Here is a 23,495-nt window from a genome sequence, read left to right as displayed (position 1 = left end):
TTCAGGTTCTGACGATATCGTCACTCGCGAACCAATAGTCAGTCAAGACCTTCTGAAAATTTCGTCAGAACTGACCCGGGGAGTTATGCTGGGCGACCTACGGTGTCAGGGAAGAGGTGGACAGCGATGGTCACGCAATCCGGGCAACCCAATCGCCTGGAGCGCCGGAAGGCGCGCACCCGCGCGGCGCTCGTGAGGGCGGCGCAATCGTTCCTCGCGGCGGGCAAGCTCAGCGTGCCGATCTTGGAGATCACCCAGGCCGCGGACGTCGGGATGGGCTCGTTCTACAACCACTTCCAAACCCGCGAAGAACTGTTCGAGGCCGCTGTCGAGGAAGCGCTCGATGTGTACGGCATCGCGCTCGACACCCTCTGCGAAAACCTGGAGGACCCCGCGCAGGTCTTCGCCCAGAGCTTCCGGCTCACCGGGCGCCTGCACCGCCGGAACCCGATGCTCAGCAAGGTCCTGATCAACAACGGCCTACAGCTGGCGCGCTCCGAGAAGGGCCTCGCACCCCGCGCCCACCGCGATATAGAAGCCGGTGTCCGCGCCGGACGATTCGACGTCCGCGATACCGAGCTGACCATGACCATCGTCACCGGCGCCGCCATCTGCCTCGGCCAGCTCCTGCACGAGCAACCCGAACGCGACGACGCCGAAGCGACGGATCAGGTCACCGAAGACCTACTGCGCATGTTCGGACTCTCCGCAGACGACGCGCACGAGATCTGCGGGCGTCCCCTGCCCGCCCTCGACGCACTGCCGCACACCGACACCGCGGCCTGAACACGCCTGTCGGAATCGCGCACCGCACACGCGACGGACTGGCGCGTGTGGATGCTCTACGTGCCGCCTCGGGGGCTCACTGCGGCTTGCGAACCAGAGGCACTCGCGGGCGCCGACGACGGCCCTGCACCGGTTTCGGCCGGCGACGAGGGCGGCCGTAGCGCAGCAACTCCATCAACAAATCCTCCGCCGCGCGATACCGCGGGATGTCGACCCAGAGCCGCCACACGACCTCCGGATCGCCGCGCTCCAGCACGGTCGTGCGCACCGGCAGTACATAGGCCGCGATTCCCGCGTCGATCAGAGCGAAGAGCACTCGGTAGACCTGTGCCTCGGCCAAGTCGGCGAGGACCGCCCAGGAATGTGAATTCAGCCCATTGGCCAATCCGCGGGCGGGAACCCAGTGCGGAGTGCTGCGCGAGCCTGACCACGGATCGGGAACCTCACGTGCCGTGGTCATCGCGCCCAGCCGTTCACGGGATGCCTGTGGACCGAACCGGTCAGTCCTTCTTCATCATTTCGTAGATTCGCTTGCAGTCCGGGCAGACCGGGGAACCGGGCTTGGCGGAACGGGTGACCGGGAAGACCTCGCCGCAGAGGGCGACCACGTGGGTGCCCATGACGGCGGACTCGGTGATCTTTTCCTTCTTGACGTAGTGGAAGACCTTGGGAGTGTCGTTGTCGGTCGACTCGTCTGTGGTCTCGTCCGGACGGACCAGGGTGTCTGCGCTCACCGTTCAATCATGCCAGGTCGGCCTGTCGCGGGGCGGGCGGCGTGTGCATCCGACGCGCGGTAGTGGAAGACTCGGGGTATGCAGCGTGACGGCGAATCCCAGGCCGACGGCATGAGCGGTGAGGATCGCCCGGACGTCGAGTTCCATCCCGCCGGTTCCATCCCGAAACCACCACGCCAGTCGCAGGGCTACTTCCCGGGCGAGGAGAAACAGCATCCGGCGTTGATCACCGAGGCCGCGCCCTCGCTCGAGCAGCAGCATCGCGACCGGGTGCGGCGGTACATCACCATCATGTCCTTGCGCATCCCGTGCCTGATCGGCGCGGCCGTCGCCTACAGCGCGTGGCACAGCTGGTGGCTCTCGCTGCTGATCATCGGCGTCTCCATCCCGCTGCCGTGGATCGCGGTCCTCATCGCCAACGACCGCCCGCCACGCACCAAGGACGAGCCCAGCCGCTGGGACGGACGACGCGATCAGGCGGCGCTGGAATCGCAGCCGCACAGGTCGATCGACGGTTAGCGCGGACGAATCCCCGCTGACAGCAGGGCCGCCAGCCCGCACAACCCGCCCGCGATGAACCAGGCCATGGTGTAGCTGCCCTGCGCGTCGCGGATGACGCCCGCGCCGAAAGCGGCCAGGGCGGCGCCGATCTGGTGGGAGGCGAAGACCCAGCCGAAGGCGACCGGTCCGTCCGCGCCGAAGTGGGCGCGGCACAGGGCGACCGTGGGCGGGACGGTGGCGATCCAGTCGAGGCCGTAGAAGATGATGAAGGCCCACATGCTCGGGTGTACATCGGGCCCGAAGAGGATCGGCAGGAACAGCAGTGAGATGCCGCGCAGCGAGTAGTAGGCGACCAGCAGGTAGCGGGAGTCCACGCGGTCGGTGAGCCAGCCCGAGGCGATGGTGCCGGCGACATCGAAGATGCCGACCGTCGCCAGCAATCCGGCCGCGGTGGTGGCGGGCATGCCGTGATCGTGGGCGGCACTCACGAAGTGCGTGCCGATCAGCCCGTTGGTGGATGCCCCGCAGATGGCGAAACCACCTGCCAGCAGCCAGAACACGGGCTTGCGGACAATGGTCGCCAGCACCGTCACCGCGCGGGCCGCGCCACCGGGCGCCGAGGTGCGCACTCCGACCTCGCTGCCCGGTTCGGCGCCGTAGGCCCGCACCCCGGCGTCGCTGGGGAAGTCGCGAATGAACAGCAGCACCAGCGGCACCACCGCCAGCGCCGTCGCCGACACCACGAGAGACGGTGTGCGCCAACCGTGATCGCGGGCCAGGCTCGCGATCAGCGGCAGGAAGACCAGCTGCCCGGTCGCGCCCGCGGCGGTGAGCACGCCGGTCACCAGGCCGCGATGCTTCACGAACCAGCGCCCGGTGATGGTGGCCACGAACGGCATGGACATCGAGCCCACGCCGACGCCCACCAGCAGGCCCCAGGTCGCCATGAGCTGCCACGGCCGGGTCATGAACACCGTCAGTCCGCTGCCCGCCGCGATCAGCACCAGCGCGCACGCCACCACCCGGCGAATACCGAAGCGATCCATGAGCGCCGCCGCGAACGGCGAGATCAGCCCGTACAGCAGCACGTTCACCGACACCGCCGCGCCGATGGTGCCGTGCGACCAACCGAACTCCTCGTGCAGCGGGTCCATGAGCACCCCGGGCACCGAGCGGAAGCCGGCCGCGCCCAGCAGCGCGATGAAGCCCACCACCGCCACGATCCACGCCGGATGCGGCCCCGGCCGCCTGGTCGCGGGTGCGTAGGGCCGCGCTGCGCTGCTCGTGGCCGAGCCGTCCGCGCCGGCGTCCAACGGGGTTGTGCCACCGGATGATTCCCGGCCGAGATCGTCCTTCAGTTCGCTCACCCGATCGAGCGTGACCGAAAAGCTCTTCCGCCACGAGTGGCCAGAATGCCACAATGCGTCAAGATCCAGCCATCACGAGAGGAGCATCGTGCCGACACCCCATCTGGTCGCCGTCCTGGTCCTGGAACCGACCGTCGGTTTCGACATGTCGATCCCGCCCGTGGTGCTCGGAGCCGCCGTCGACGACGACGGCAACCCGCTCTACGAGGTGCACACCTGCGGCGTCGACACCGGCGGTGTCGCTGCCACCGGCGGATACACCGTCGTCCCGGAATTCGGCCCCGAGTTGCTGGCCCGTGCCGACACCGTGATCGTGCCCGGCACCCGTATCACCCAGCCGCGGCAGGAGGGCACACTGCCGCCCCGGGTGGCCGAGGCGCTGGCCACCATCCGGCCGGACGCCCGCATCGTCTCCATCTGCACCGGCGCGTTCGTGCTCGGCGCGGCGGGCCTGCTCGACGGCCGCCGCGCCACCACCCACTGGCAGTTCGCCGACCGGTTCCGCGCTCTCTACCCGAAGGTCCTCCTCGACGAGAACCTGCTGTTCGTGCAGGACGGGAACGTCTGGTCCTCAGCCGGATTGGCGGCGGGAATCGACCTGTGCCTGGATCTGATCCGCACCGATCACGGCAGCGCCGCCGCCAATGGCGCGGCCCGCTACTGCGTGGTGCCGCCCTGGCGTGACGGCGGGCAGTCGCAGTTCATCGAGCGGCAGGTCCCGGAATCGGGCAGCGAGGGCACCGCGCCCACCCGCCGCTGGGCGCTGGACCGCCTGGACCGGGAGCTGGACCTGAACTCCCTTGCCGCGCATGCTCATATGAGCGTGCGCACCTTCACCCGCCGGTTCAAGGCCGAGACCGGCATGGCTCCGGGCGCGTGGATCCTGCAGCAGCGGGTCCGGCAGGCCCGGCACCTGCTGGAGACCACCGACCTGACCGTCGACGAGGTGGCGCGCAGCGCGGGCTTGGGCACCTCCGCCTCGCTGCGCCACCACATGCGCCTGGAGCTGGGCGTGCCGCCGCTGACCTACCGCAAGACCTTCCGCAAGCGCGAAACCCTGGAGACAGCATGACGATTCGCTGGATGTGGGCCTTCCTGGACCGTCCCGCCGCACAATTCGACGACAGCGCCCGGTTCTGGACCACGGTCACCGGCACCGAGCTCTCGGCGCCACGGGGCGAACGCGACGAATTCGTCACGCTGCTACCGGATTCCGGGGCCGCGACGGTCAAGATGCAGGCGATCGACGGCCCCGCGCGCGTGCATCTGGACCTCGACGTCGACGATGTCGGCGCCGCCACCGAGCGTGCCCAGCAGCTGGGCGCCACCCTCGCCGCGGACTACATCCTCACCTCGCGCATCGGCTACGCCGTCCTGCACTCCCCCGCCGGAATGCCATTCTGCTTCACGCCTTTCCGCGATTCCGCGGGTCCGCTCACCCCGACCGTGACCGGCCCCGCCGGTGACCGCAGCCGGCTCGACCAGATCTGCCTCGACATCGGCGCGAGCGACTACGAGATCGAGGCCCGCTTCTGGACCGACCTGACCGAATGGTCCTGGCGCCCCAGCACCCTGCCGGAGTTCGCCCGCCTCTCCGCGCGTCCCGGCCTCCCGATCGACCTGCTGCTGCAACGTCTCGGCGACGATCGCCCCACGTCGGCGCATCCGGACATCGCCTGCACCGACATCGAGGCCACGGCGGCCTGGCACGAGCGGCTGGGCGCACACCGCGCCGAACTCGGCAAACACTGGATCGTCATGACGGACCCCGCCGGCCAGCCCTACTGCCTGACCGGCCGCCGGCCTGCCTGAGGCGCGGGATCGCCGAAGCCCCTGCGTGCTTCGAGGCTCCTCGGAGCCGGGAAGCACGCAGGGGCTTCGACGTAGAGCGGGTTTTGCTACTTGCGCTCGGTCTGGGGCTGGCGGCGTGCCGCTTCGCCGGAGTTGGCCAGCGCCTCGAGGTCCTCGAGGAACTTCTCGATGCTGTCGGCCCGCGCCTGCGGCGCACCGATCTGCTCGCGCACCTTCTCCTCGGTGAGAGCGAGCATGGCGGCGGCCAGGTCCTGCTCCAGGTCGCGGATCATCTGCCTGCGGTACTGCAGGATCTGATCGCGGCCCTGCTTGCGCACCCGCTCGACCTCGGCCGCGGCGGCCTCGCGCATCTGCTGGATGATGCGGTCGGCGTCGGCCCGGGCCTCTTCGCGCATGCGGTCGAGTTCGGCCTGCGCCTCGGCGACGGCATTGTCGTAGGCAGCCTTGGCGGTGGCCAGTCGTTGCGCCGCCGCCTCGCTCTCCTCGAGTTGCCGCCGGATCTGGTCCTGAGCGTTGTTCATGATCCTCTTCACCGGTGGCACAACGTATTTCACGAAGAACCACACGATGACAGCGAAGCCGAACAGCTGGCTGAAGAAGACGGGCCAATCGAAGGTGATGTTGTAAATACCCTCGGCGAGATGGGTATCGGTGAGGATCATGCAGACCCCCGTCCTCTCTGCTGGCCCGCGCTGGTCCGGGCACGATCGTTCCCACCCAGGACCCGGCCGGCCAGGTCCTGAGCGAGTGGTTCGACGGCTTCGCGTAGTTCGGCGGCGACCTGGTCGGCCTCGGCGCGGAGGTGCGCCGTGGACTCGGCCACGATCTGGTCGGCCTCTTTCTGTGCCTCGCCGCGCATTTCCTCGAGGATCGCGCGCCCTTGGGCCCGGGCCTGGTTGCGGATGTCGGCCGCTTCCGTACGGGCTTTCTCGAGCGCGGATTCGTAGCGCGCCTCGGCTTCGGCGAAGGTTTCGCTGGCTTCCTTGGCGGTCGCCGTCGTGACCTCGACACGTGCCTCCCGCTCCGCCAGCACCTTTCGTATGGGCGGAACCACGAAGAACCAGATGACTCCGAGCACGATCAGGAAGATCAACAACTCAGCGAAGAAGGTGCCGTTGGGAACCAGGAAGTTCCCCGCGGCCTCCACATCCGTTCTGGGAGACATGATGACGTCTACTTACCGGGAGTAGCGAATACGAACAATGCCATGAACGCTAGATTGATGAAGTATGCCGCTTCGACCAGACCCACGGTCAGGAAGAAGTTCACGCGCAGGCGGCCCTCCGCCTCCGGCTGCCGGGTGACACCGTTGATCAGAGCGGCGCCGGCCAGACCGTCACCGATACCCGCGCCGATGGCACCGCCCGCCAGAATGATGCCGCCGCCGATGAGAGCGCCCTGGACAATACTCGCGGTTGCTGGGTCTGCCATTTTTCACTTCCTTTGACAAAGGGTTATAGCCCTGAACAGCTGAAGCCGCTCAGTGGTTTTCACTCTCCAGCGACATCGACTGGCTGAAGTAGAGGATGGTAAGCAGAGCGAAGATGAATGCCTGAATGGCTCCGACGAACAGGTCGAAGAGCTTCCAGATGGCATTCGGACCCCAGCTGATCCAGAAGGGGAACAACGTGATCACCGAAACCATGACGCCGCCCGCGAACATGTTGCCGAAAAGTCGCAACGAGAGCGACAACGGTTTGGCGATTTCCTCGACCACATTGATGAAAACCATGGGGCCCCAACCGGTGTGGCCCTTCAGCAACTGTTTCACGTGCCCGCCCGGGCCGCGCCGCCACGCGCCCGCGGCGTGATAGAGCAGGAACACGAACAGCGCGAGCGACAGCGTGAAATTGAAATCGGACGCCGGCGGCGCGATCAATTCCCCCGAACCGTACTGAACGGGCAAGACGGACAACCAGTTCGAGAGCAGGATGAAGGTGAACAGCGTGACCGCCAGCGGCAGCACGAACGGCGCGACCTTCATGCCGATGGCCGTCTCCACCTGGCTGCGCATCTGGACCGTGATGGTCTCGAAGAACAGCTGCACCCCGTTGGGCACCCCGGAGGTGATCTTCACACGCAGGTAGAAGGCCAGGCCCAGCACGATCAGCGCGGCCACCCCCGTGGACACGATGGTGTCCACATTGAAGATCATGCCCAGCAGATGCGCCTGGGCGTGGTCGCCGACATGGATCTTGGACTCCCCCGAGGAATCCTCGGCGGCCAGCAGCGCCGGCGCCGACGAATGGGCGAGGGAAGCGACGGGAATGCTCATGACTGCTGTCGAAGCCCTTTCACCTCGGGCAGAGCGGTATGGAGTACCAGAATCAGCTGAAAGGCCGCCAGCCCGAAGAAGATTCCGACGCCGTAGGGCCGGGTCAGGAATGCCACCACAATCGACAACGCGGTCAGAATGAGCAACCGCGACGCCGAGGACAGCGCCAATTTCTGTTTGCTGGGTGTTTCCGCATCCGTGATACGCACGATGGACATCCAGGTAAGCCGGGCGTTCACCCAGCCGAGTGTCAGGCCGGTGGCCATGAAAACACCCAGCAACAATCGATCGAACGCCCCTGTGACCATCAATGCCAGTATGCCGAAAGCGATTGCAATAGCACTCGCTCTACGCATCCGCAGCCTGTTGAGGTCCAATACGACACCGCCTCGCCGTCATCCCACCTCGTAGTGGGGCCGTGCATGATCAGTAGCATACACAGCCCAACCTCGTTGCGGGGCAGTATTTTTGATCTTCAAATTGTTGATCTTGAAATTCTGAAACGCTTTTCAGCGAACTTTCCGCCACTTAATTCGGACATCAGTGTTGCACAGCCTTTTCCGCTCCGGTGCCGGTCAGCGACCGCACCTGCATCTCGGCATACTTGGCGTCGTCACGTTGCCTCGACAGCGTGGTTCCCAGCCAGCCCAGAGCGAACGAAACCGGGATGGACACCAGCCCCGGGTTCGCGAGCGGGAACCAGTGGAAGTCATGGGATTTGATCATCGCGGTGGGCGCTCCGGAGACCGCCGGGGAGAACACGATCAACACGATCGTGACGGCCAGTCCGCCATAGATGCTCCACAGTGCGCCCGCCGTGTTGAAACGCCGCCAGAACAGCGAATACAGAATGGTCGGTAGGTTTGCCGAGGCCGCCACCGCGAATGCCAGCGCCACCAGGAACGCCACATTCTGATTCTTTGCCAGAATGCCGCCCACGATGGCCAGCGCCCCGATCACCACCGCGGTGATCCGCGCGACCCGCACCTCGCCGTCCTTGCTGTCGCCGTTCCCGCGCTTGATGACGTTGGCGTACACGTCATGGGCGAAGGACGCCGACGCCGTGATGGTCAGGCCCGCGACCACCGCCAGAATCGTCGCGAACGCCACGGCCGCAACGAATCCCAGCAGCACCGGCCCACCCAGTTCCAGGGCCAGCAGCGGCGCGGCCGCGTTCTCCTTACCCGGCGCCTTGGCGATCTTCTCCGGTCCCACCAGCGCGCCGGCGCCGTACCCGAGCACCAGCGTGAACAGATAGAAGACACCGATCAGGCCGATCGCCCACACCACCGATCTGCGCGCCTCCTTGGCCGTCGGCACCGTATAGAACCGCATCAGCACGTGCGGCAGCCCGGCCGTCCCCAGCACCAGAGCCAGCGCCAGGGAAAGGAAGTCGAGCTTGCTGGTGCCGTTCTTGCCGTACTTGAAGCCCGGCTCGAGCAGTTTCGCGCCGGTCTTGCCGCCATGGTTCACCGCGTCGTGCAGCAGGCTCGAGAAATTGAAGTCGTAGCGCCCCAGCACCCACACCGTCATGGCCGCGGCCGCGCCGATCAGCAGCACCGCCTTGACGATCTGCACCCAGGTGGTGCCCTTCATACCGCCGACGAGCACGTAGACGATCATGATCGCGCCGACGACGGCGATCACCAGATTCTGTCCCGCCGAACCGGATACGCCCAGCAGCAGCGAGATCAGCACGCCCGCTCCGGCCATCTGCGCGAGCAGATAGAACAGGCTCACCGCCAGCGTGGAGGTGGCCGCCGCCGCCCGCACCGGCCGCTGCCGCATGCGGAAGGCCAGCACGTCACCGAGGGTGAATTTGCCGGTATTGCGGAGTAATTCGGCCACCAGCAGCAGCGCCAGCAGCCAGGCCACCAGGAACCCGATGGAATAGAGGAAGCCGTCGTAGCCGTACACCGCGATGGCCCCGGCGATGCCCAGGAAGCTGGCGGCCGACAGATAGTCGCCGGAGATGGCGATCCCGTTCTGCGGCCCCGAGAAGGCCCGCCCGGCGGCGTAATAGTCCGCGGCCGTGCGGTTGTCGCGGCTGGCCCACACCACGATGCCCAGCGTGATGACCACGAAGATCGCGAAGATGGTGATGTTGAGCCCGGGCCGGCTGCCCTCCACGGCCGCTGCCAGATACACGGTCATCGGGTCGGTCCTTCCAGTTCGGCGCGGATCTGCTCGGCCATCGGGTCGAGGGTGCGGTCGGCGTAGCGCACGTAGAGACCGGTGATGACGAAGGTCGAAAGGAACTGCAGCAGGCCGAAGATCAGCCCGACGGTGATGTTCCCGCCCACCCTGTGCGACATGAAGCCGTGCGCGTAGTCGGCGAGCAGCACGTACAGCGCGTACCAGGCCAGGAACAGAGCGGTCATGGGGAAGACGAAGCGCCGGAAGCGATGCCGCAGGCGCTGGAACTCGGGGCTGTCGTAGACCTCGATCCAGTCGGGATCCGGACGGCCGGTCTGGGATTCGGTCTGGGATTCAGTTGTCAACTGCGATACCTCCTGGTGATCCCGGTCACAGTAGCAACGAAGGTGGTCGCGGGCGGGTCGAATAACCGCAGGTGAGATCGCAAATACATCGATAAGTGAGCCGAAAATCATGGGCTCCAGCGGCCAGCTACCAACCGGTTTCCAGGCGATCCGACCGGGCGAACCGGGCCCGGTGCCGGATGCCCATCGGTAGCGGTGGCAGAGTTCGATGTCATGCCGACGAATCGCTCCGTCGTCCCGGGCTCGACGACCACCTCGTCCCTGCTCGCCGACCTCGCGCCCGACCTACGCGCGGCGCTGACCCGCGTCCGCTACAACGCGGACACCCTGCTCGAGGCGCTGGGCGACACCACCCACGCCGCCCTCGGCCGCGGCGAACCGGTGCCCGTCCGCCGGGCCGCCGCCGACCTCGGCGAGCTCGGCACCCTGGTGCGCCTGCTGCTGCTCGGCGATCCGGTCCCCGAACGTGAAGCGGCAGCGGCCCTTTCGCCGGTGAGCATCGACCGCGCCACCGCGGCGGGGCTGCTGGAGCGCGACGGCGACGAGGTCCGCGCCGCGCTGGATCTGCGTCCCCTCGATCTCGGGGAGGGCACCCGCTGGGTGCTGTCCGACCTCGACGAATCCATGCGCCGCCGCAGCATCGACGCCGACCACGTGCTCGGCGTCGGCCACGCCTCACTGTCGCTGCTGCGCGCCACCCCCACCCGCCCGGTCGGCACCGTCCTGGACCTGGGCACCGGCTGCGGCGTACAGGCCGTGCACGCCGCCGCCTACGGCCGCACGGTCACCGGCACCGACGTGAACAAGCGCGCCCTCTGGCTGGCCGAGGCCACCGCCGCGCTCAACGACCTCGATATCGAACTGCTGGAAGGCTCCTGGTTCGAACCGGTGGCCGGCCGCCGCTTCGACCAGGTGGTGGCCAATCCCCCGTTCGTGGTCGGCCCGGCCCGCATCGAGCACACCTACCGCGACTCCGGCCTCGCCCTCGACGGCGCGAGCGAACTCGTCATCTCCGGCATCCCGGAGCTGCTGAACCCGGGCGGCACCGCGGCACTGCTCGCCTCCTGGGTGCACCTCGACGGCCAGGACTGGCGCAGCCGTGTCGCGAGCTGGCTGCCCGACCACGGTATCGACGCCTGGATCGTGCAGCGCGATATCGCCGATCCGGCCCTCTATGTCGGTACCTGGCTGCGCGACGCCGGGTTGGATCCGCGCGAGGGTGCCGCCCAGGCCCGCGCCGAACGCTGGCTCGACGCCTTCCGTGACGCCGAGGTCGAGGGCATCGGCTTCGGTTTCGTGTACCTGCGCGCCACCGACGGTCCGACCGAACTGCTCGCCGAGGACCTCACCCACGGCTTCGACGACCCGCTCGGCCCGGAGGCCCTCGCCTACTTCGAGCGCTCGGCCTGGCTGCGCGCCGCGGCCGCCGATCCCGACCTCATCCTCGATTCGCGCTACCAGGTCGATCCGGCCACCGCGCTCGAACGCGTCTACCTTCCCGGCGACGCGGGCTGGGCGCAGGCGGTGGCGCGGCTGCACCGGGGCGACGGCCCGCGCTGGCAGCACGAGGTCGACGACACCACCGCGGCGCTGCTGGCCGGGATGCGCCCCGATGGCCTGCCCCTGCGCGAACTGCTCGAACTGCTGGCCTTCAGCGAAACCGGCGACGCGGCGACCCCCGACTTCGAGAGCGCGGCGATGACCGTGGTGGCGGGACTGGTCCGGCACGGTCTCGTTCACCCGCGCTGAGCGAAGGCGCTTCCCGCCGACGGCCGCCGGGCCTGCCCCGGTGGCCGTCGGTATTTCCGCTGGAAACCGCCGCTGACGGGCGGTGAGGTCCGTCACGATCACATGTCGCGCAGATACCGATACGGACGGGGGCGGGAATGCGCCCGAGCCGCGATTCGTTCAACTACGTGCTCGAATCACGACGTCCGGGCAAGGCCCGTACACACGTATTCGCTTGTCGCGTCAGGAAGTTCGGGCGCGGCGGTGGGCAACCACCCGGTCACCGAGGGCTGTCCGCCGGTGGCGCGCGTTCCCGGTGATGCGCGCTTCTCAGGAACTTCTCAGCCGTGCGCCCTGAAAACCGCAGCTCAGGTGCGGTTTACCGGCGTTCCGGCGGGGAACTTTCCTGAAGTCGGGTCCGTTGAACGGAGCGAGACACCACCGACAGGAGGCAAGTCATGACAAGCCCCGCCACCACTGACGTGCGCACCAGCGAACAAGACCTCGACGCCCAGAGCCCCGCCGCCGACCTGGTACGCGTGTACCTGAACGGGATCGGTAAGACGGCGCTGCTGACGGCGGCCGACGAGGTCGAGCTGGCCAAGCGCATCGAGGCGGGCCTCTACGCTCAGCACCTGCTGGAGACGAGCAAGCGTCTGTCCGCCGCGAAGAAGAAGGATCTGGCGATCCTGGTTCGCGAAGGTCAGGCCGCCCGCCAGCACCTGCTGGAAGCGAACCTCCGCCTCGTGGTCTCCCTCGCCAAGCGCTACACCGGCCGTGGCATGCCGCTGCTGGACCTGATCCAGGAGGGCAACCTGGGTCTCATCCGCGCCATGGAGAAGTTCGACTACACCAAGGGCTTCAAGTTCTCGACCTACGCCACCTGGTGGATCCGTCAGGCCATCACCCGTGGCATGGCCGATCAGTCCCGCACCATCCGCCTCCCCGTCCACCTGGTCGAGCAGGTGAACAAGCTCGCCCGCATCAAGCGGGAACTGCACCAGCAGCTCGGGCGGGAGGCTACCGACGCGGAACTGGCCAACGAGTCGGGCATCCCGGTCGACAAGATCGCCGACCTGCTCGACCACAGCCGCGACCCGGTATCCCTGGATATGCCGGTCGGCAATGACGAAGAGGCCCCGCTGGGCGACTTCATCGAGGACTCCGAGGCGACCTCCGCCGAGAGCGCCGTCATCGCCGGTCTGCTGCACCGCGACGTGCGCAGCGTGCTGGCCACCCTCGATGAGCGCGAACAGCAGGTCATCCGCCTGCGCTACGGCCTCGACGACGGTCAGCCGCGCACCCTCGACCAGATCGGCAAGCTCTTCGGCCTGTCCCGCGAGCGCGTCCGCCAGATCGAGCGCGAGGTCATGTCCAAGCTCCGCAAGGGCGAGCGCGCCGACCGCCTGCGCGCCTACGCCAGCTAGTTCACACCCGTGGAGCCGGTCCCCCTGACCGGCTCCGCACCCACTGATCGTCGGGCCACTTTCGAGGGCTGGCCCGATTCCGCCGGCCGATTCCGCTGCCTGACCGTCCCCTTCCGGGCGCGCAGAATCGGCCGGCGTATCCATGTCCGGGTCCTCCGATGCGAGTGTGATTGCCGGGCAGCGGCTTCCGCATCCCCAGCGGCCCATGGTCAGAGCCGGGTCAGGGATTGGCAGGGGCTGGGGGCCGGAATGTCGCCGCGGAAGTAGGCGGTGGGCGGAACGCCCATGAGGGAGCGGAAATCGGCGGTCATATGGGATTGGTCGTAGTAGCCGGAGGCCGTGGCCACGTGTGACCACGGCGTATTGCCCGCGGCGGCCAGGACCTGACGCACCCGGGTGATGCGGGCATAGTGCTTGGGCGACACGCCGATTCCGGCGGCGAACAGATTGCGCAACTGGCGTTCGGAGACGGCCAGGTCCGCGGCCAGTGCGGTGACCGGGCCGGCGGTGTCCATGGCGGCGACCGCCGAATCCAGCAGCCGGCGGTGGTCGCGGCGAACCGAATCCTCCGAGAGGCGGTGCGGAAGCACGGCTTCCAGGAAGGGCGCGACCTCGTCGGGATCGAGCTCGAGCAGCCGATCGGCGAGATCGGCGACCGGGCCGGGCAGGTCCGACAGCACGGCGATCCGATCGGTCAGCTCGGCGGCCGCAATGCCCAGCAGCGACTGGGAGGCACCGGGAGCCAGGCGGATTCGGGTGCAGCCCGCGGCCGCGTCCGGGCTGGAATAGGTAGCGCGGGTGCGCGGGCCCAGCACCCACGCGTCCCGGCGGCCGGATTCCTCGGTGCGCAGCACGATCGAGGTGACCGCCTGCGGAATGTGGGTGAAGGCGGCGGACCCGGGGCTGACGGTCGGTATGTGGGCGATCTCGGTGATCCACGGACGCAGCGCGGCAGGCGGGGTCAGGCGGCGTTCGAGGTCCTCGGCGGTCACGACGGGAGCCAGGGTTTGCGCAGTGGTCACCCGATCAACTCTAGGCAGCTTCGGCGGTCGCGGGTGTGCCGGTTTTTCCTATAGCTGGACGGGGGTGGGTCGGCAGGGTGATTCCCATGATCGTTATCACCGGTGCCACAGGCACCATCGGAAGTGAAGTCGTCCGGCAGCTGGCGGCGCGCGGGGTGAAAGTGCGCGCGGTGACCCGGAATCCGGAGAGCGCCCAGGTCCCCGGCGGCGTCGAGGTGGTGCGCGGCGACTACGCCGATACCGCGTCGATGGCGGCGGCCTTCAGCGGGGCCGAAGCCGCATTCCTGGTCGGGCTGCTCGGACCCGACTATGTCGAACTGGATCGCGCGCTGGTCGAGGCGGCCCGCGACGCGGGCGTTCAGCGCCTGGTGAAGCTGTCCGCCATCGGCACCGGCGACCCCGATCTGGGCCGGGTCGGCACCTGGCACGCGTCGGGCGAGCGGGCGGTCCGGGACAGCGGCGTGGCCTGGACCATCCTGCGGCCCAGCAGTTTCGCGTCGAACACCCTGAGCTGGAGCGCAGCGATCAAGGCGGGGCAGCCGGTGCCGAATATGACCGGGACCGGTGCGCAGGGCGTGGTCGATCCGCGTGACGTCGCGGCGGTGGCGGTGGAAGCGCTGCTCTCCGACGCGCATTCGGGCCGGGTGCTCACGCTCACCGGCCCGGCGTGGCTGACCACGCGCGAGCAGGCCGACATCCTCGCCGCCACACTCGGCAGCCCGATCGAGGTCACCGACATTCCGCACGACGCGGCACGCGAGTTCATGCTGGGGGCGGGCATGTCCGAGGAATTCGCGGCCGGCGCGCTGGCCGGTCAGGCTTACGTCGCCGCGGGCGCGAACGCCATCATCACCGGCGATGTCGAGCGGGTGCTCGGCCGCGCGCCGCGCGGCTACGCCGACTGGGTTCGCGACCACGCGGACGCCTTCACGGCCTGACGATCCCGCCCCGGCCGTTCGCGGGCCTACTCCGGGGTCTGCTGGACCGGCTCGGCGTCCGCGAGGACGGACTCCAGCCGGTCCAGCATGCCCTTCCAGCCGCCGCCCATGATGCTGCGCGCCCGCTGCATGACCGGATCCTCCGGATCGAAACCGCGGTGGCTGAACAGGATTCGGGTGCCGTGCCCCTCCGGACGCAGAGTCCAGCTGATCACCCAGCCACTGTCCCGCTCGGACTTCGCGTCGTTCCAGCTGATGCTGAGCAGCTGCGGCGCAACGACTTCCAGCACCTCGCCGCGAATCTCGCCGGAGAAGTTCTGACCGGGCATCGGCTGGGTCCTCATCTCGAAGACCGTGCCCACCACCGGTTCGAAACCGATGGGCCGCATCATCCACTGCGCCATGAGTTCCGGCGTGGTGAGCGCGCGCCACACCTTTTCCGGCGGGTGCGGGTAATAGTGATCGAGTTCGATCGTGGTGATGTCGTCGGTCATCATCGGTCCTTCTCCTCGGGATCGTCGGGCATGGCATCCAGCACCGCGCCCAGGTCGCGCAGCCGGGCCCGCCAGAACCGTTCGAACGGATCGAGCCAGGACTGCAGGTCGTGCAGCGGTTCCGGTTCCACCCGGTAGAACCGCTGCCTGCCGCGCTTGTCCTCGGCCACCAGCCCCGCATCCCGTAGCACCTTCAAATGCTCCGACACACTGGGCCGCGCCATATCGAAGCGCTCCGCGATCACCTGCACCGACTGCTCTCCTTCGAGCAGCAGCTCGAGAATGTCGCGCCGGGTGGGATTGGCCAGCGCCCCGAACACCCGATCGGCGGTCCCGGACTTCAAGCGGTACGGCATGACCACACATTAGGTAGGAAACCACCTACCTGTCAACCGTAGGGCTTTTCCTACCCAATTGACCGAAAGATGGCCACGGAGCCGGACACCGTGGCCATCGAAATGAAACGCCGGAACTCAGAACCCGAGACTGCCGGTGCCGATACTGCCGCCACCACCGCCACAACCCGTGGTCGAGGGGCTCGGGACCGGGGCACCGGCGGGCGCCGGAGCGACCACCACGGTCTGCGTCACCGAATCCGAACCCTGCGAAAGCGTGACCGTGTGGGTGCCCGCGGTCGTCGGTGTCCAGTCGGCGCCGAACCCGGCCTCGTCCATCCCAGGATAGAAGGCGTAGAAGCAAACCCCGTTGTCACGGAAGATCACCCGCGAACTCGCGGTCGGGAACAGCGAACCACCGGCCATCGCCTGGATACCCGCGGTCTCGCCGACCACGAAGCCACCGGACGGTGGGATGATCTTCATCTGCAGCAGGCCAGCAGCCGACGCGGTCGCCGCGGTCATTCCGACCACAGCAGCCCCGGCCATCAAACCCGCTGCGCCCCAGCCAATTCGGCGACGGAGCGTCCTACTCGTACTCATGCGAAACTCCTGTTCGTCGACCCCGCCGACGGGGTCGACGAACACTAACGTTCGCAGAGTGTGAAATACCTAGATTCCACTTATCTCGACTGCCCCAGCTTTCCGGGGCAGCCGAGTCTCTTCGGGGGCGAGTCACGGCCGGTTGCGGCTAGCCGGAGTTGCGGAGTGCGGTGGCCAGGCCGTTCATGGTGAGCAGGATGCCGCGCTCTACGAGTTCGGAAGTGTCGCCGGCCCGGCGGCGGCGTAGCAGATCGACCTGGAGCTGGTTGAGGGGTTCGAGGTACGGGAACCGGTTGTGGATGGACTCGGCCAGTGCCGGGTTGTCGGCGAGGAGTTCGTCGGTGCCGGTGATGGCGGCGTGCATGCGGGCGGTACGGGTGAACTCGTCGCAGATCATGTGGAAGACGGTGTCGCGCAAGGCTTTATCGGGAACCAGGTCGGCGTAGGAGGCGGCGATGTCCATGTCCGCCTTGGCCATCACCTGGGCCAGGTTGGAGAGGACGGTGCGGAAGAAGGGCCAGCGGCGGTAGAGGTCGGAGAGGGTGGCCAGGCGGGCCGGGTCGGCGCCGATCCACTGTTCGAACGCGGTGCCGGTGCCGTACCAGCCGGGGAGCATGACACGGGACTGGCTCCAGGCCATGACCCACGGGATGGCGCGCAGGTCGTAGACGGAGTTGGTGGGCTTGCGGGAGGCGGGGCGGCTGCCCAGGTTCAGGTCGGCGACCTCCGCGATCGGGGTGGAGGCCCGGAAGTAGTCGACGAAACCGGGGGTCTCGTGGACCAGCTTCGAGTACGCCGCGCGGGCCGATTCGGCCAGCTCGTCCAGTATTTCGTAGGCGGGTTCGGCATCCGGGCCCAGGCCCTCGACATCGAGCAGGGTGGACTCCAGGGTGCCCGCGACGAGCGCTTCCAGATTGCGGTAGGCGGTGCCGGGATCGGCGTACTTGGTGGAGATGACCTCGCCCTGCTCGGTCAGGCGGAGCGCACCGCGCACCGCGCCGGCGGGCTGCGCCAGGATGGCGTCGTAGCTGCGGCCACCGCCGCGGCCGACGGTGCCGCCGCGACCGTGGAAGAGCCGCAGGCGGATTCCGGTCTTGCGGGCCACCTCCACCAGGTTCAGCTCGGCGCGATACAGCGCCCAGTTGGCGGCCAGATACCCGCCGTCCTTGTTGGAGTCGGAGTAGCCGAGCATGACCTCCTGCTGCATGCCGCGCGCGGCCACCAGCCGCTGATACGCGGGCACTTCCAGTGCGGCGCCGAGGATTTCGGCGCCATCGCGCAGGTCGTCGATGGTCTCGAACAGCGGCACCACCCCGACCGGACTGGACGGCGGAGTCTCCGCGTCACCCGGATCGAGAATGCCGGCCTCCTTCAGGAGCAGGGCGGCTTCGAGCATGTCGCTGACCGAGGTGCACATGCTGATGATGTAGTTGGGCACGGTGTCCGGGCCCAGATCGTCGAGCGCGGCCTTGGCGGCGCGTACCACTCCGAGTTCCTTGGCGGCGAGTTCGCTCAGCGCCGCATTGGGGCCGACCAGCGGCCGGCGCGTGGTCAATTCGGCGGACAGCAGCTCGACCCGCCGCGCCTCGTCGAGGGAGGCGTAGTCGGAATGCACTCCGGCCCAGGCGAACAGCTCGGTCACGACCTGCTCGTGGGTTTCGGAATTCTGGCGCATGTCCAGGCCCTGCAGATGAAACCCGAAGGTCTGCACCGCGGACCGCAGCGTGGCCAGCTGGTCATCGGCCAGCAGCCCGTCGCCGGATGCGCGCATGGACGCGTCGACCACGCCCAGATCGACCAGCAGCTCCGCGGGCCCGGCGTACGGCTGCGCGTCGACATCGATACCGTCCGTGGGGATCTCCCCCAGCGCCCGGCACGCGGTGGCGCTCAGCCGCGCACGGATGCCACGGAGAGCACGGCGGTACGGCTCGTCGGCGCGCTGCGGTGAATCGTCGAATCCGGCGTCCGCGAGGGCCGACAGCTCCGGGGTCACCGGCACCAGTCGCGCGGACTGCGACAGCGTCTTCTCCAGTTCCAGCAGCGATTTCAGGTACCGGTCGAACGCGACCGCACCCGCGCGGTGGGTGGCCCGGTGCACCACGTCGGCGGTGACGAAGGGATTGCCGTCCCGGTCGCCGCCGATCCACGAGCCGGGCCGCAGGATCGGGCGCGCCAGCAGTTCGTGTCCGGGCCACCGCGATCGCATCGCGGCCCGCACCTGATCGTTGATGCGCGGGATGACATCGAACAGCGTCAGGTCGTAGTAGCGCAGCCCGACCTCGATCTCGTCCTGAATCCGCAGGCGCGCCAGCCGGATCAGCGCCGCCCGCCACAGCTGCAGTACCTGCCGGCGGATGTCGACCTCGAGCTCGGCGAACTCCGGCTCGTATTTGTTGTAGCGCTGCCGCTGCCGCATGAACTCGGTGATCCGGGCCTGCACATCGAAGATGGTGCGGCGCCGGGTCTCGGTCGGATGCGCGGTGATGACCGGCGACACCAGGGCGTCGGCGAGCAGGTCTGCCACCATGTCCCCATCCGGTCCGGTGACGTCGAGCTTGCGATAGGTGGCGGCCAGGCTGGAATCCTGAGGCGGCTCCCCCGCCGCCTCGTGCACCGCGCGCCGCCGATCCCGTTGCAGGTCCTCGGCCAGATTGGCCAGCAGCAGGAAGTGGCTGAAAGCACGGATCACCGGGATGGCGGTGCGGATGTCGACATCGCGCAGCATGTCGGCCACCGCGCTGCGCTCCACCTCGGAGCGGCGAATCCGGAAGGCCTCCACCCGGACCCGCTCGATCAGGTCGAAGATCTCCGCACCCTCGTGGTCGCGAATGGTGTCACCGAGGATGCCGCCGAGGAACCGGATGTCGTCGCGCAGTGGCGCGGTCGCTGTCTCGATCTGGTTTGCCTGCACTACGTTCACCTCTCCGAAGCACTGCTTCTGGTGTCCCGGGCCGCTCGGGGCGGCCGCTCAACCCATCCGGCGCGGACCGATGTCGAACCTGTTGGGTTCCGGCCCGATCCGCACCCGTCCGTACAGCACGGCCGCGCCCTCCGGCGAGGCCAGTACCGGTTCGCACTGCAGCTCCCGCACCTCCGGCAGGTCGTCGCACAGCGCCGAGATCCGTTGCGCCAGTTCGGCCAGCGCGCCCTTGTCCACCGGTTTGCCGATATCGCGGCCGCCCACGGTGCCCGACAGCAGCGGAGCGGCGCGGGGCGCGTCGATGAGTTCGGCCGACTCCGCCTCGGTCAGCGGCAGCGCCCGGTAGACGCGGTCGCCGAGCAGATCGATGATGGTGCCCGAGAGCCCGAAACTGATGACCGAACCGAACGACGGGTCGTCCTGCACCCGGAAGGTGCAGCCCACACCCTTGGTCGCCATGCGCTGAATGTGCACCGGATTGCCCGAGATCTCGCTCAGGTCGGTGAACGCGCGCCGCACCGCGTCCGGACGCCACAGATCCAGCCGCACCCCGGTGAGATCCGGCCGATTGCGCCACATTTCGCCGGTCGCCTTGGCCGCCACCGGGAACCCCAGCTCCTCGGCCGCATCCACCGCGGCGTCGGCGTCGAGCACCTCGCGGAACTCCACCACGCGAATTCCATAGCAGCCCAGCAGTTCCGCCGCCTGCAGGTCGGTGAGCCAGTGCGCCGAGTCCGCGTCCATCCACTCCGCCACCAGTTCCCGTGCCCGCGCGGTGTCGACGCCGCCCGGACGGACCACCGGCGACAGCGGTCTGGTACGCCAGTCGGCGTAGCGGCGCGCCCGGGCCAGCGCCCGCGCGGCCCGTTCCGGATCCCCGTAGGAGGGAATGGAACCGCGCTCGAGAATTCCGCCCAGCCCGCGCGTGGCGAGCAGGTTGGGCATGCCCTGGTCGGCGACAAAGGTGGTGAGAACCGGTGTGGCGGGATCGGATTGGGCGCCGGAGCGAATGGCCTCGGCGTAGGAGACGACCGCCGCCGGCACCGGCGGCGAATAGATGACGATGACCGCGTCCACGGACCGGTCGGTGACGGCCGCGGCGACGGCGGTCAGGTAGTCCGCCGGACTCGCCTGCGGCCCGAGGTCGGTGGGCTCATCGACCTCCAGTCCCTCACCGCGCGCCGCGTCGACCGCCAGCCAGCTCAGCGCGGCGCTGTTGCCGATCACCGCCAGGCGCGGCCCCGCGGGCAGCGGCTGATAGGCCAGCAGCATGGCGCAGTCGAAAAGCTCGGTGATGGAATCGACCTGGATGATCCCGGCCTGTGCGAACAGATTGCGCACCAGCGACCGATCCAGGTCGCGGTCCCCGTCCACCCGCGCGGCATTGCGGCCGCTGTTCACGGCCACAATGGGTTTGGTGTGCGCGACCCGCCGCGCGATGCGGGAGAACTTGCGCGGATTGCCGAAGGTCTCCAGGTACAGCAGCACCACATCGGTGTCCGGATCGCTGTCCCAGTACTGGAGCAGATCGTTGCCGGAGACGTCGGCGCGGTTGCCGGCGGAGACGAAGGTGGACAGTCCCAGCTGCCGCGCCGCCGCCTCACCGAGAATGGCCGCGCCCAATGGTCCGGACTGGCAGAAGAATCCGATGCGCCCGCGCCCGGGCAGCACCGATGCGAGAGTGGCGTTCAGGGCGATCCGCGGATCGGTATTGGCGATACCGAGCGCGCTCGGCCCCACCACCCGCATACCGTGCGCCCGCGCGGCGTCGACCAGCTCCCGCTCGGCCTGATAGCCGTACGGACCGGTCTCGGAGAATCCGGCGGTCAGCACCACCAGACCCTTGACGCCCTTGGCCATGCAGTCGTCGAGCACCGACCCGATCTCGGTGGCGGGCACCGCGATCACCGCCAGATCGACCTCGTCGGGAATGTCGCGCACCGTCGAATACGCCCGCACCCCACGCACGGCCGTGCGATTGCGGTTCACCGGGAACACCGGCCCCTGGTAGCCCCCCGACAGCAGGTTGGCCAGCACCGCGCCGCCCACCCGGCTGGTCGACGGCGTGGCCCCGATCACCGCGATGGACCTGGGCGACAACAGGTTCCCGACACTGCGCGCCTCCGAGGCGCGCTCCCGTGAATCCCGCACCGACAGCAGCGCCTCGGTGGGGTCGATGGCGAACTCCAGATGCAGCACCGATCCGTCGCGGCTGCGCTGCACCTGATATCCGGCGTCCCGGAACACCTGCACCATGGCATTGTTCTCGGCCAGCACCTCGGCCACGAAGATCTCGAAATCGTTCTCGGCCGCCGCGCCCGCCAGATGCTCGAGCAGAATCGAACCCAGCCCACGCCCCTGATGGCCGTCGGCGACCACGAAGGCCACCTCGGCCGCACGGGGTCCCGGCCGATCGGCCAGGTACTCGTAGCGGCCCACCGCGATGATCTCGTCGCCGAGCTCGGTCACCAGCCCGACCCGGTCCCGATAGTCGACGTGCGTGGTCCGGTACAGATCCTTCGGCGTCATGCGCGGGTACGGACCGAAGTACCGCAGATACCGGGTGCGGTCCGACAACCCCTCGTGGAAACGCTCCAGCGCTTCCGCGTCGTCGGGGGTGATCGGCCGCAATCTCACCACGCCGCCGTCGGAGGCCAGCACGTCGGCGAACCAATGCTCCGGCGGCGGAGGCGGATTCACCGGTGTGCCGGGCGTGTCCGACGGCAGCGGCGGGGCGACGGGTTCAGTCACGGGGATCCTCCGGATCCAGGCCGAGCAGGCCGAAACTCGCCCGGCGCGTAGCCAATACGGATGTGTCGAGAGCCCGGCGGGCGCGGTCGGTGCGCTCGTCGCCGGTGTCGCGGCCGCCCCCGGGGCCGTCCCAGCGCGCGAAGCCGATATCCGCGCCGTCGCCCATGCTCTCGGGCACGGCGACCATGGGCGCGTAGGCCCCCACCTGCTCACGCCACTGCGGCGGTGTCGGGGTGGCGGGATCGATGGTGCGGTCCAGAGCCGTTGCCAGCAGATGGGTCCAGGCCCGAGGCACCACCCGGATCAGCCCGTACCCGCCACCGCCGACCGCCAGCCAGCGGCCCTCGGCGTACCGGTCGGCCAGATCGCGCATGGCGATGAAGGCCGCGCGTTGACCGTCCACCGTGAGTTCCAGATCCGCCAGAGGATCCTCGCGATGGGTGTCGACCCCGCACTGGCTGATCACGATCTGTGGCCGGAACGCCGCCAGCGCGCCCGGCACCACGGCATGGAAACCGCGCAGCCACAACGGGTCCCGGGTACCGGGCATGATCGGCAGATTGATGGCTGTCCCCTCGGCCGGACCCGAGCCCGTCTCCTCCGGCCATCCGGTGTTGGGCCACAGCGTCGCCGGGTGCTGATGCACCGAAATGGTCAGCACGCGTGGGTCACCGTAGAACACCCGCTGCACACCGTCACCGTGGTGCACATCCACATCGACATAGGCGATGCGGTCGAACCCGTTGTCCAGCAACCACGAAATCGCCACCGCTACATCGTTGTACACACAGAACCCCGCTGCCGAGGCCGGCATGGCGTGATGCATGCCACCACCGATGCTCACCGCCCGCCGGGTGCGCCCGGCCGCGATCTCCTGCGCCGCGGCCAGGGTGCCGCCCACGATCACCGACGCCGCCTCGTGCATGTGCGGGAAGACCGGATTGTCGGCCGAGCCGAGTCCGTAGGGCGGTGCGGTCGGAGCGGGTCCGGGAGGTTGCTGTGCGTGCTTCACCGCCTCGATGTAGTCGTGGGTGTGCACCCGCAGCAGTTCCGATTCCGCGGCCGCCCCGGGTGTGATCCGCTCCACTCCGTCGAGCAGTCCGAGACCCTCGGCGAGCGCCATGGTGAACTGCAGCCGCACCGGCCGCATGGGATGCTCCGGGGTCCAGGTGTAATCGAGGAACCGATCGGACCAGACGATGGTTCCATCGCCGGCGGCGGTTCCATCGCCGATAGGGGTTCCGTCACCACGAGCTCGGCCAGGCATACCTGCCACGCTAATGCGTCGCACGAGTTCGTAG

General features: G+C 68.4%; 24 protein-coding genes. 7 read left to right on the top strand and 17 right to left on the bottom strand.

From position 1 onward, the window contains the following. The first annotated feature begins 126 nt into the window (after positions 1 to 126). Positions 127 to 786: a TetR/AcrR family transcriptional regulator gene (locus ACQP1O_RS12620; RefSeq protein ID WP_433565991.1), complete on the top strand. Its 660-nt coding sequence runs from the start codon at positions 127 to 129 to the stop codon at positions 784 to 786. A gap of 76 nt (positions 787 to 862) precedes the next feature. On the opposite strand, the gene ACQP1O_RS12615 is transcribed toward ACQP1O_RS12620, so the two are convergent. Together ACQP1O_RS12615 and ACQP1O_RS12610 are read right to left on the bottom strand one after the other, a co-directional pair. Continuing rightward, positions 863 to 1,246: a hypothetical protein gene (locus tag ACQP1O_RS12615; protein WP_433565990.1), complete on the bottom strand. Its 384-nt coding sequence runs from the start codon at positions 1,244 to 1,246 to the stop codon at positions 863 to 865. Between the two features lie 40 nt (positions 1,247 to 1,286). Continuing rightward, on the bottom strand, positions 1,287 to 1,520 hold the full coding sequence (locus tag ACQP1O_RS12610) for a DUF3039 domain-containing protein (RefSeq protein WP_433565989.1): 234 nt from the start codon (positions 1,518 to 1,520) through the stop codon (positions 1,287 to 1,289). Positions 1,521 to 1,598: 78 nt separating this feature from the next. Between ACQP1O_RS12610 and ACQP1O_RS12605 the strand changes: the two genes are divergently transcribed. Then, on the top strand, positions 1,599 to 2,039 hold the full coding sequence (locus ACQP1O_RS12605) for a DUF3099 domain-containing protein (protein ID WP_433565988.1): 441 nt from the start codon (positions 1,599 to 1,601) through the stop codon (positions 2,037 to 2,039). Here the strand turns inward: ACQP1O_RS12605 and ACQP1O_RS12600 are convergent. After that, the gene (locus ACQP1O_RS12600; protein ID WP_433567665.1) at positions 2,036 to 3,334 is read right to left on the bottom strand and encodes an MFS transporter; all 1,299 of its coding nucleotides are present in this window, start codon (positions 3,332 to 3,334) and stop codon (positions 2,036 to 2,038) included. The two genes, ACQP1O_RS12605 and ACQP1O_RS12600, sit on opposite strands and share 4 nt — an antisense overlap. A 199-nt stretch (positions 3,335 to 3,533) precedes the next feature. Here ACQP1O_RS12600 and ACQP1O_RS12595 point away from each other — a divergent pair, with 199 nt between their 5' ends. Together ACQP1O_RS12595 and ACQP1O_RS12590 are read left to right on the top strand one after the other, a co-directional pair. Beyond that, positions 3,534 to 4,460: a GlxA family transcriptional regulator gene (locus ACQP1O_RS12595; protein ID WP_433567664.1), complete on the top strand. Its 927-nt coding sequence runs from the start codon at positions 3,534 to 3,536 to the stop codon at positions 4,458 to 4,460. Continuing rightward, the gene (locus ACQP1O_RS12590) at positions 4,457 to 5,200 is read left to right on the top strand and encodes a VOC family protein (protein ID WP_433565987.1); all 744 of its coding nucleotides are present in this window, start codon (positions 4,457 to 4,459) and stop codon (positions 5,198 to 5,200) included. The genes ACQP1O_RS12595 and ACQP1O_RS12590 overlap by 4 nt, the downstream gene beginning before the upstream one ends. Before the next feature lie 86 nt (positions 5,201 to 5,286). Here the strand turns inward: ACQP1O_RS12590 and ACQP1O_RS12585 are convergent, their stop codons facing one another. The 7 genes from ACQP1O_RS12585 to ACQP1O_RS12555 form a co-directional block, all read right to left on the bottom strand. Beyond that, on the bottom strand, positions 5,287 to 5,862 hold the full coding sequence (locus ACQP1O_RS12585) for a hypothetical protein (protein ID WP_433565986.1): 576 nt from the start codon (positions 5,860 to 5,862) through the stop codon (positions 5,287 to 5,289). After that, on the bottom strand, positions 5,859 to 6,365 hold the full coding sequence (locus ACQP1O_RS12580; protein ID WP_354837020.1) for a F0F1 ATP synthase subunit B: 507 nt from the start codon (positions 6,363 to 6,365) through the stop codon (positions 5,859 to 5,861). The genes ACQP1O_RS12585 and ACQP1O_RS12580 overlap by 4 nt, the downstream gene beginning before the upstream one ends. An 8-nt stretch (positions 6,366 to 6,373) precedes the next feature. Beyond that, positions 6,374 to 6,631, bottom strand: coding sequence for a F0F1 ATP synthase subunit C (locus ACQP1O_RS12575; protein WP_040810042.1), 258 nt, complete (start codon positions 6,629 to 6,631; stop codon positions 6,374 to 6,376). A gap of 49 nt (positions 6,632 to 6,680) precedes the next feature. Further along, positions 6,681 to 7,475 (bottom strand): F0F1 ATP synthase subunit A, encoded by a 795-nt coding sequence (gene atpB / locus ACQP1O_RS12570; RefSeq protein WP_433565985.1) that lies wholly within the window; start codon positions 7,473 to 7,475, stop codon positions 6,681 to 6,683. Continuing rightward, positions 7,472 to 7,783: a hypothetical protein gene (locus ACQP1O_RS12565; protein WP_379436612.1), complete on the bottom strand. Its 312-nt coding sequence runs from the start codon at positions 7,781 to 7,783 to the stop codon at positions 7,472 to 7,474. The genes atpB and ACQP1O_RS12565 overlap by 4 nt, the downstream gene beginning before the upstream one ends. A 232-nt stretch (positions 7,784 to 8,015) precedes the next feature. Then, on the bottom strand, positions 8,016 to 9,629 hold the full coding sequence (locus ACQP1O_RS12560; protein ID WP_433565984.1) for a solute symporter family protein: 1,614 nt from the start codon (positions 9,627 to 9,629) through the stop codon (positions 8,016 to 8,018). Further along, on the bottom strand, positions 9,626 to 9,976 hold the full coding sequence (locus tag ACQP1O_RS12555) for a DUF485 domain-containing protein (protein WP_433565983.1): 351 nt from the start codon (positions 9,974 to 9,976) through the stop codon (positions 9,626 to 9,628). The genes ACQP1O_RS12560 and ACQP1O_RS12555 overlap by 4 nt, the downstream gene beginning before the upstream one ends. Before the next feature lie 213 nt (positions 9,977 to 10,189). On the opposite strand from ACQP1O_RS12555, the gene ACQP1O_RS12550 reads away from it, so the two are divergent. Beyond that, entirely contained in the window at positions 10,190 to 11,725 is a 1,536-nt protein-coding gene (locus tag ACQP1O_RS12550) for a DUF7059 domain-containing protein (protein ID WP_433565982.1), read from the top strand. 437 nt (positions 11,726 to 12,162) lie between these two features. Further along, positions 12,163 to 13,131 (top strand): sigma-70 family RNA polymerase sigma factor, encoded by a 969-nt coding sequence (locus tag ACQP1O_RS12545; RefSeq protein WP_354837030.1) that lies wholly within the window; start codon positions 12,163 to 12,165, stop codon positions 13,129 to 13,131. Positions 13,132 to 13,340: 209 nt separating this feature from the next. Here the strand turns inward: ACQP1O_RS12545 and ACQP1O_RS12540 are convergent, their stop codons facing one another. Next, positions 13,341 to 14,153, bottom strand: coding sequence for a helix-turn-helix domain-containing protein (locus tag ACQP1O_RS12540; RefSeq protein ID WP_433565981.1), 813 nt, complete (start codon positions 14,151 to 14,153; stop codon positions 13,341 to 13,343). Between the two features lie 86 nt (positions 14,154 to 14,239). On the opposite strand from ACQP1O_RS12540, the gene ACQP1O_RS12535 reads away from it, so the two are divergent. Then, positions 14,240 to 15,091: an NAD(P)H-binding protein gene (locus ACQP1O_RS12535; protein ID WP_433565980.1), complete on the top strand. Its 852-nt coding sequence runs from the start codon at positions 14,240 to 14,242 to the stop codon at positions 15,089 to 15,091. Positions 15,092 to 15,117: 26 nt separating this feature from the next. Here the strand turns inward: ACQP1O_RS12535 and ACQP1O_RS12530 are convergent, their stop codons facing one another. The 6 genes from ACQP1O_RS12530 to ACQP1O_RS12505 form a co-directional block, all read right to left on the bottom strand. Next, positions 15,118 to 15,588: an SRPBCC family protein gene (locus ACQP1O_RS12530; RefSeq protein WP_433565979.1), complete on the bottom strand. Its 471-nt coding sequence runs from the start codon at positions 15,586 to 15,588 to the stop codon at positions 15,118 to 15,120. Beyond that, on the bottom strand, positions 15,585 to 15,941 hold the full coding sequence (locus ACQP1O_RS12525; RefSeq protein ID WP_354837038.1) for an ArsR/SmtB family transcription factor: 357 nt from the start codon (positions 15,939 to 15,941) through the stop codon (positions 15,585 to 15,587). Before ACQP1O_RS12525 ends, ACQP1O_RS12530 begins: the two co-directional genes overlap by 4 nt. Positions 15,942 to 16,058: 117 nt before the next feature. After that, a complete protein-coding gene (locus ACQP1O_RS12520) occupies positions 16,059 to 16,445 on the bottom strand; it encodes a hypothetical protein (RefSeq protein WP_433565978.1) in 387 nt (128 codons plus the stop codon). A 226-nt stretch (positions 16,446 to 16,671) separates the two neighbouring features. Beyond that, complete coding sequence (gene ppc, locus ACQP1O_RS12515) at positions 16,672 to 19,434, bottom strand: phosphoenolpyruvate carboxylase (protein ID WP_433565977.1); 2,763 nt, start codon at positions 19,432 to 19,434, stop codon at positions 16,672 to 16,674. A 57-nt stretch (positions 19,435 to 19,491) separates the two neighbouring features. Then, positions 19,492 to 22,170, bottom strand: a complete 2,679-nt coding sequence (locus ACQP1O_RS12510; protein ID WP_433567663.1) for a GNAT family N-acetyltransferase — start codon at positions 22,168 to 22,170, stop codon at positions 19,492 to 19,494. 16 nt (positions 22,171 to 22,186) lie between these two features. Next, on the bottom strand, positions 22,187 to 23,461 hold the full coding sequence (locus ACQP1O_RS12505; protein WP_433565976.1) for an acetoin utilization protein AcuC: 1,275 nt from the start codon (positions 23,459 to 23,461) through the stop codon (positions 22,187 to 22,189). Positions 23,462 to 23,495: the final 34 nt, after the last annotated feature.

The sequence above is a fragment of the Nocardia sp. CA-151230 genome (genome assembly GCF_050942175.1).
Lineage (GTDB): Bacteria > Actinomycetota > Actinomycetes > Mycobacteriales > Mycobacteriaceae > Nocardia.
The sequence above is the reverse complement of the archived record's forward strand: the minus strand, read 5'-3'. Positions and strand labels throughout refer to the sequence as shown.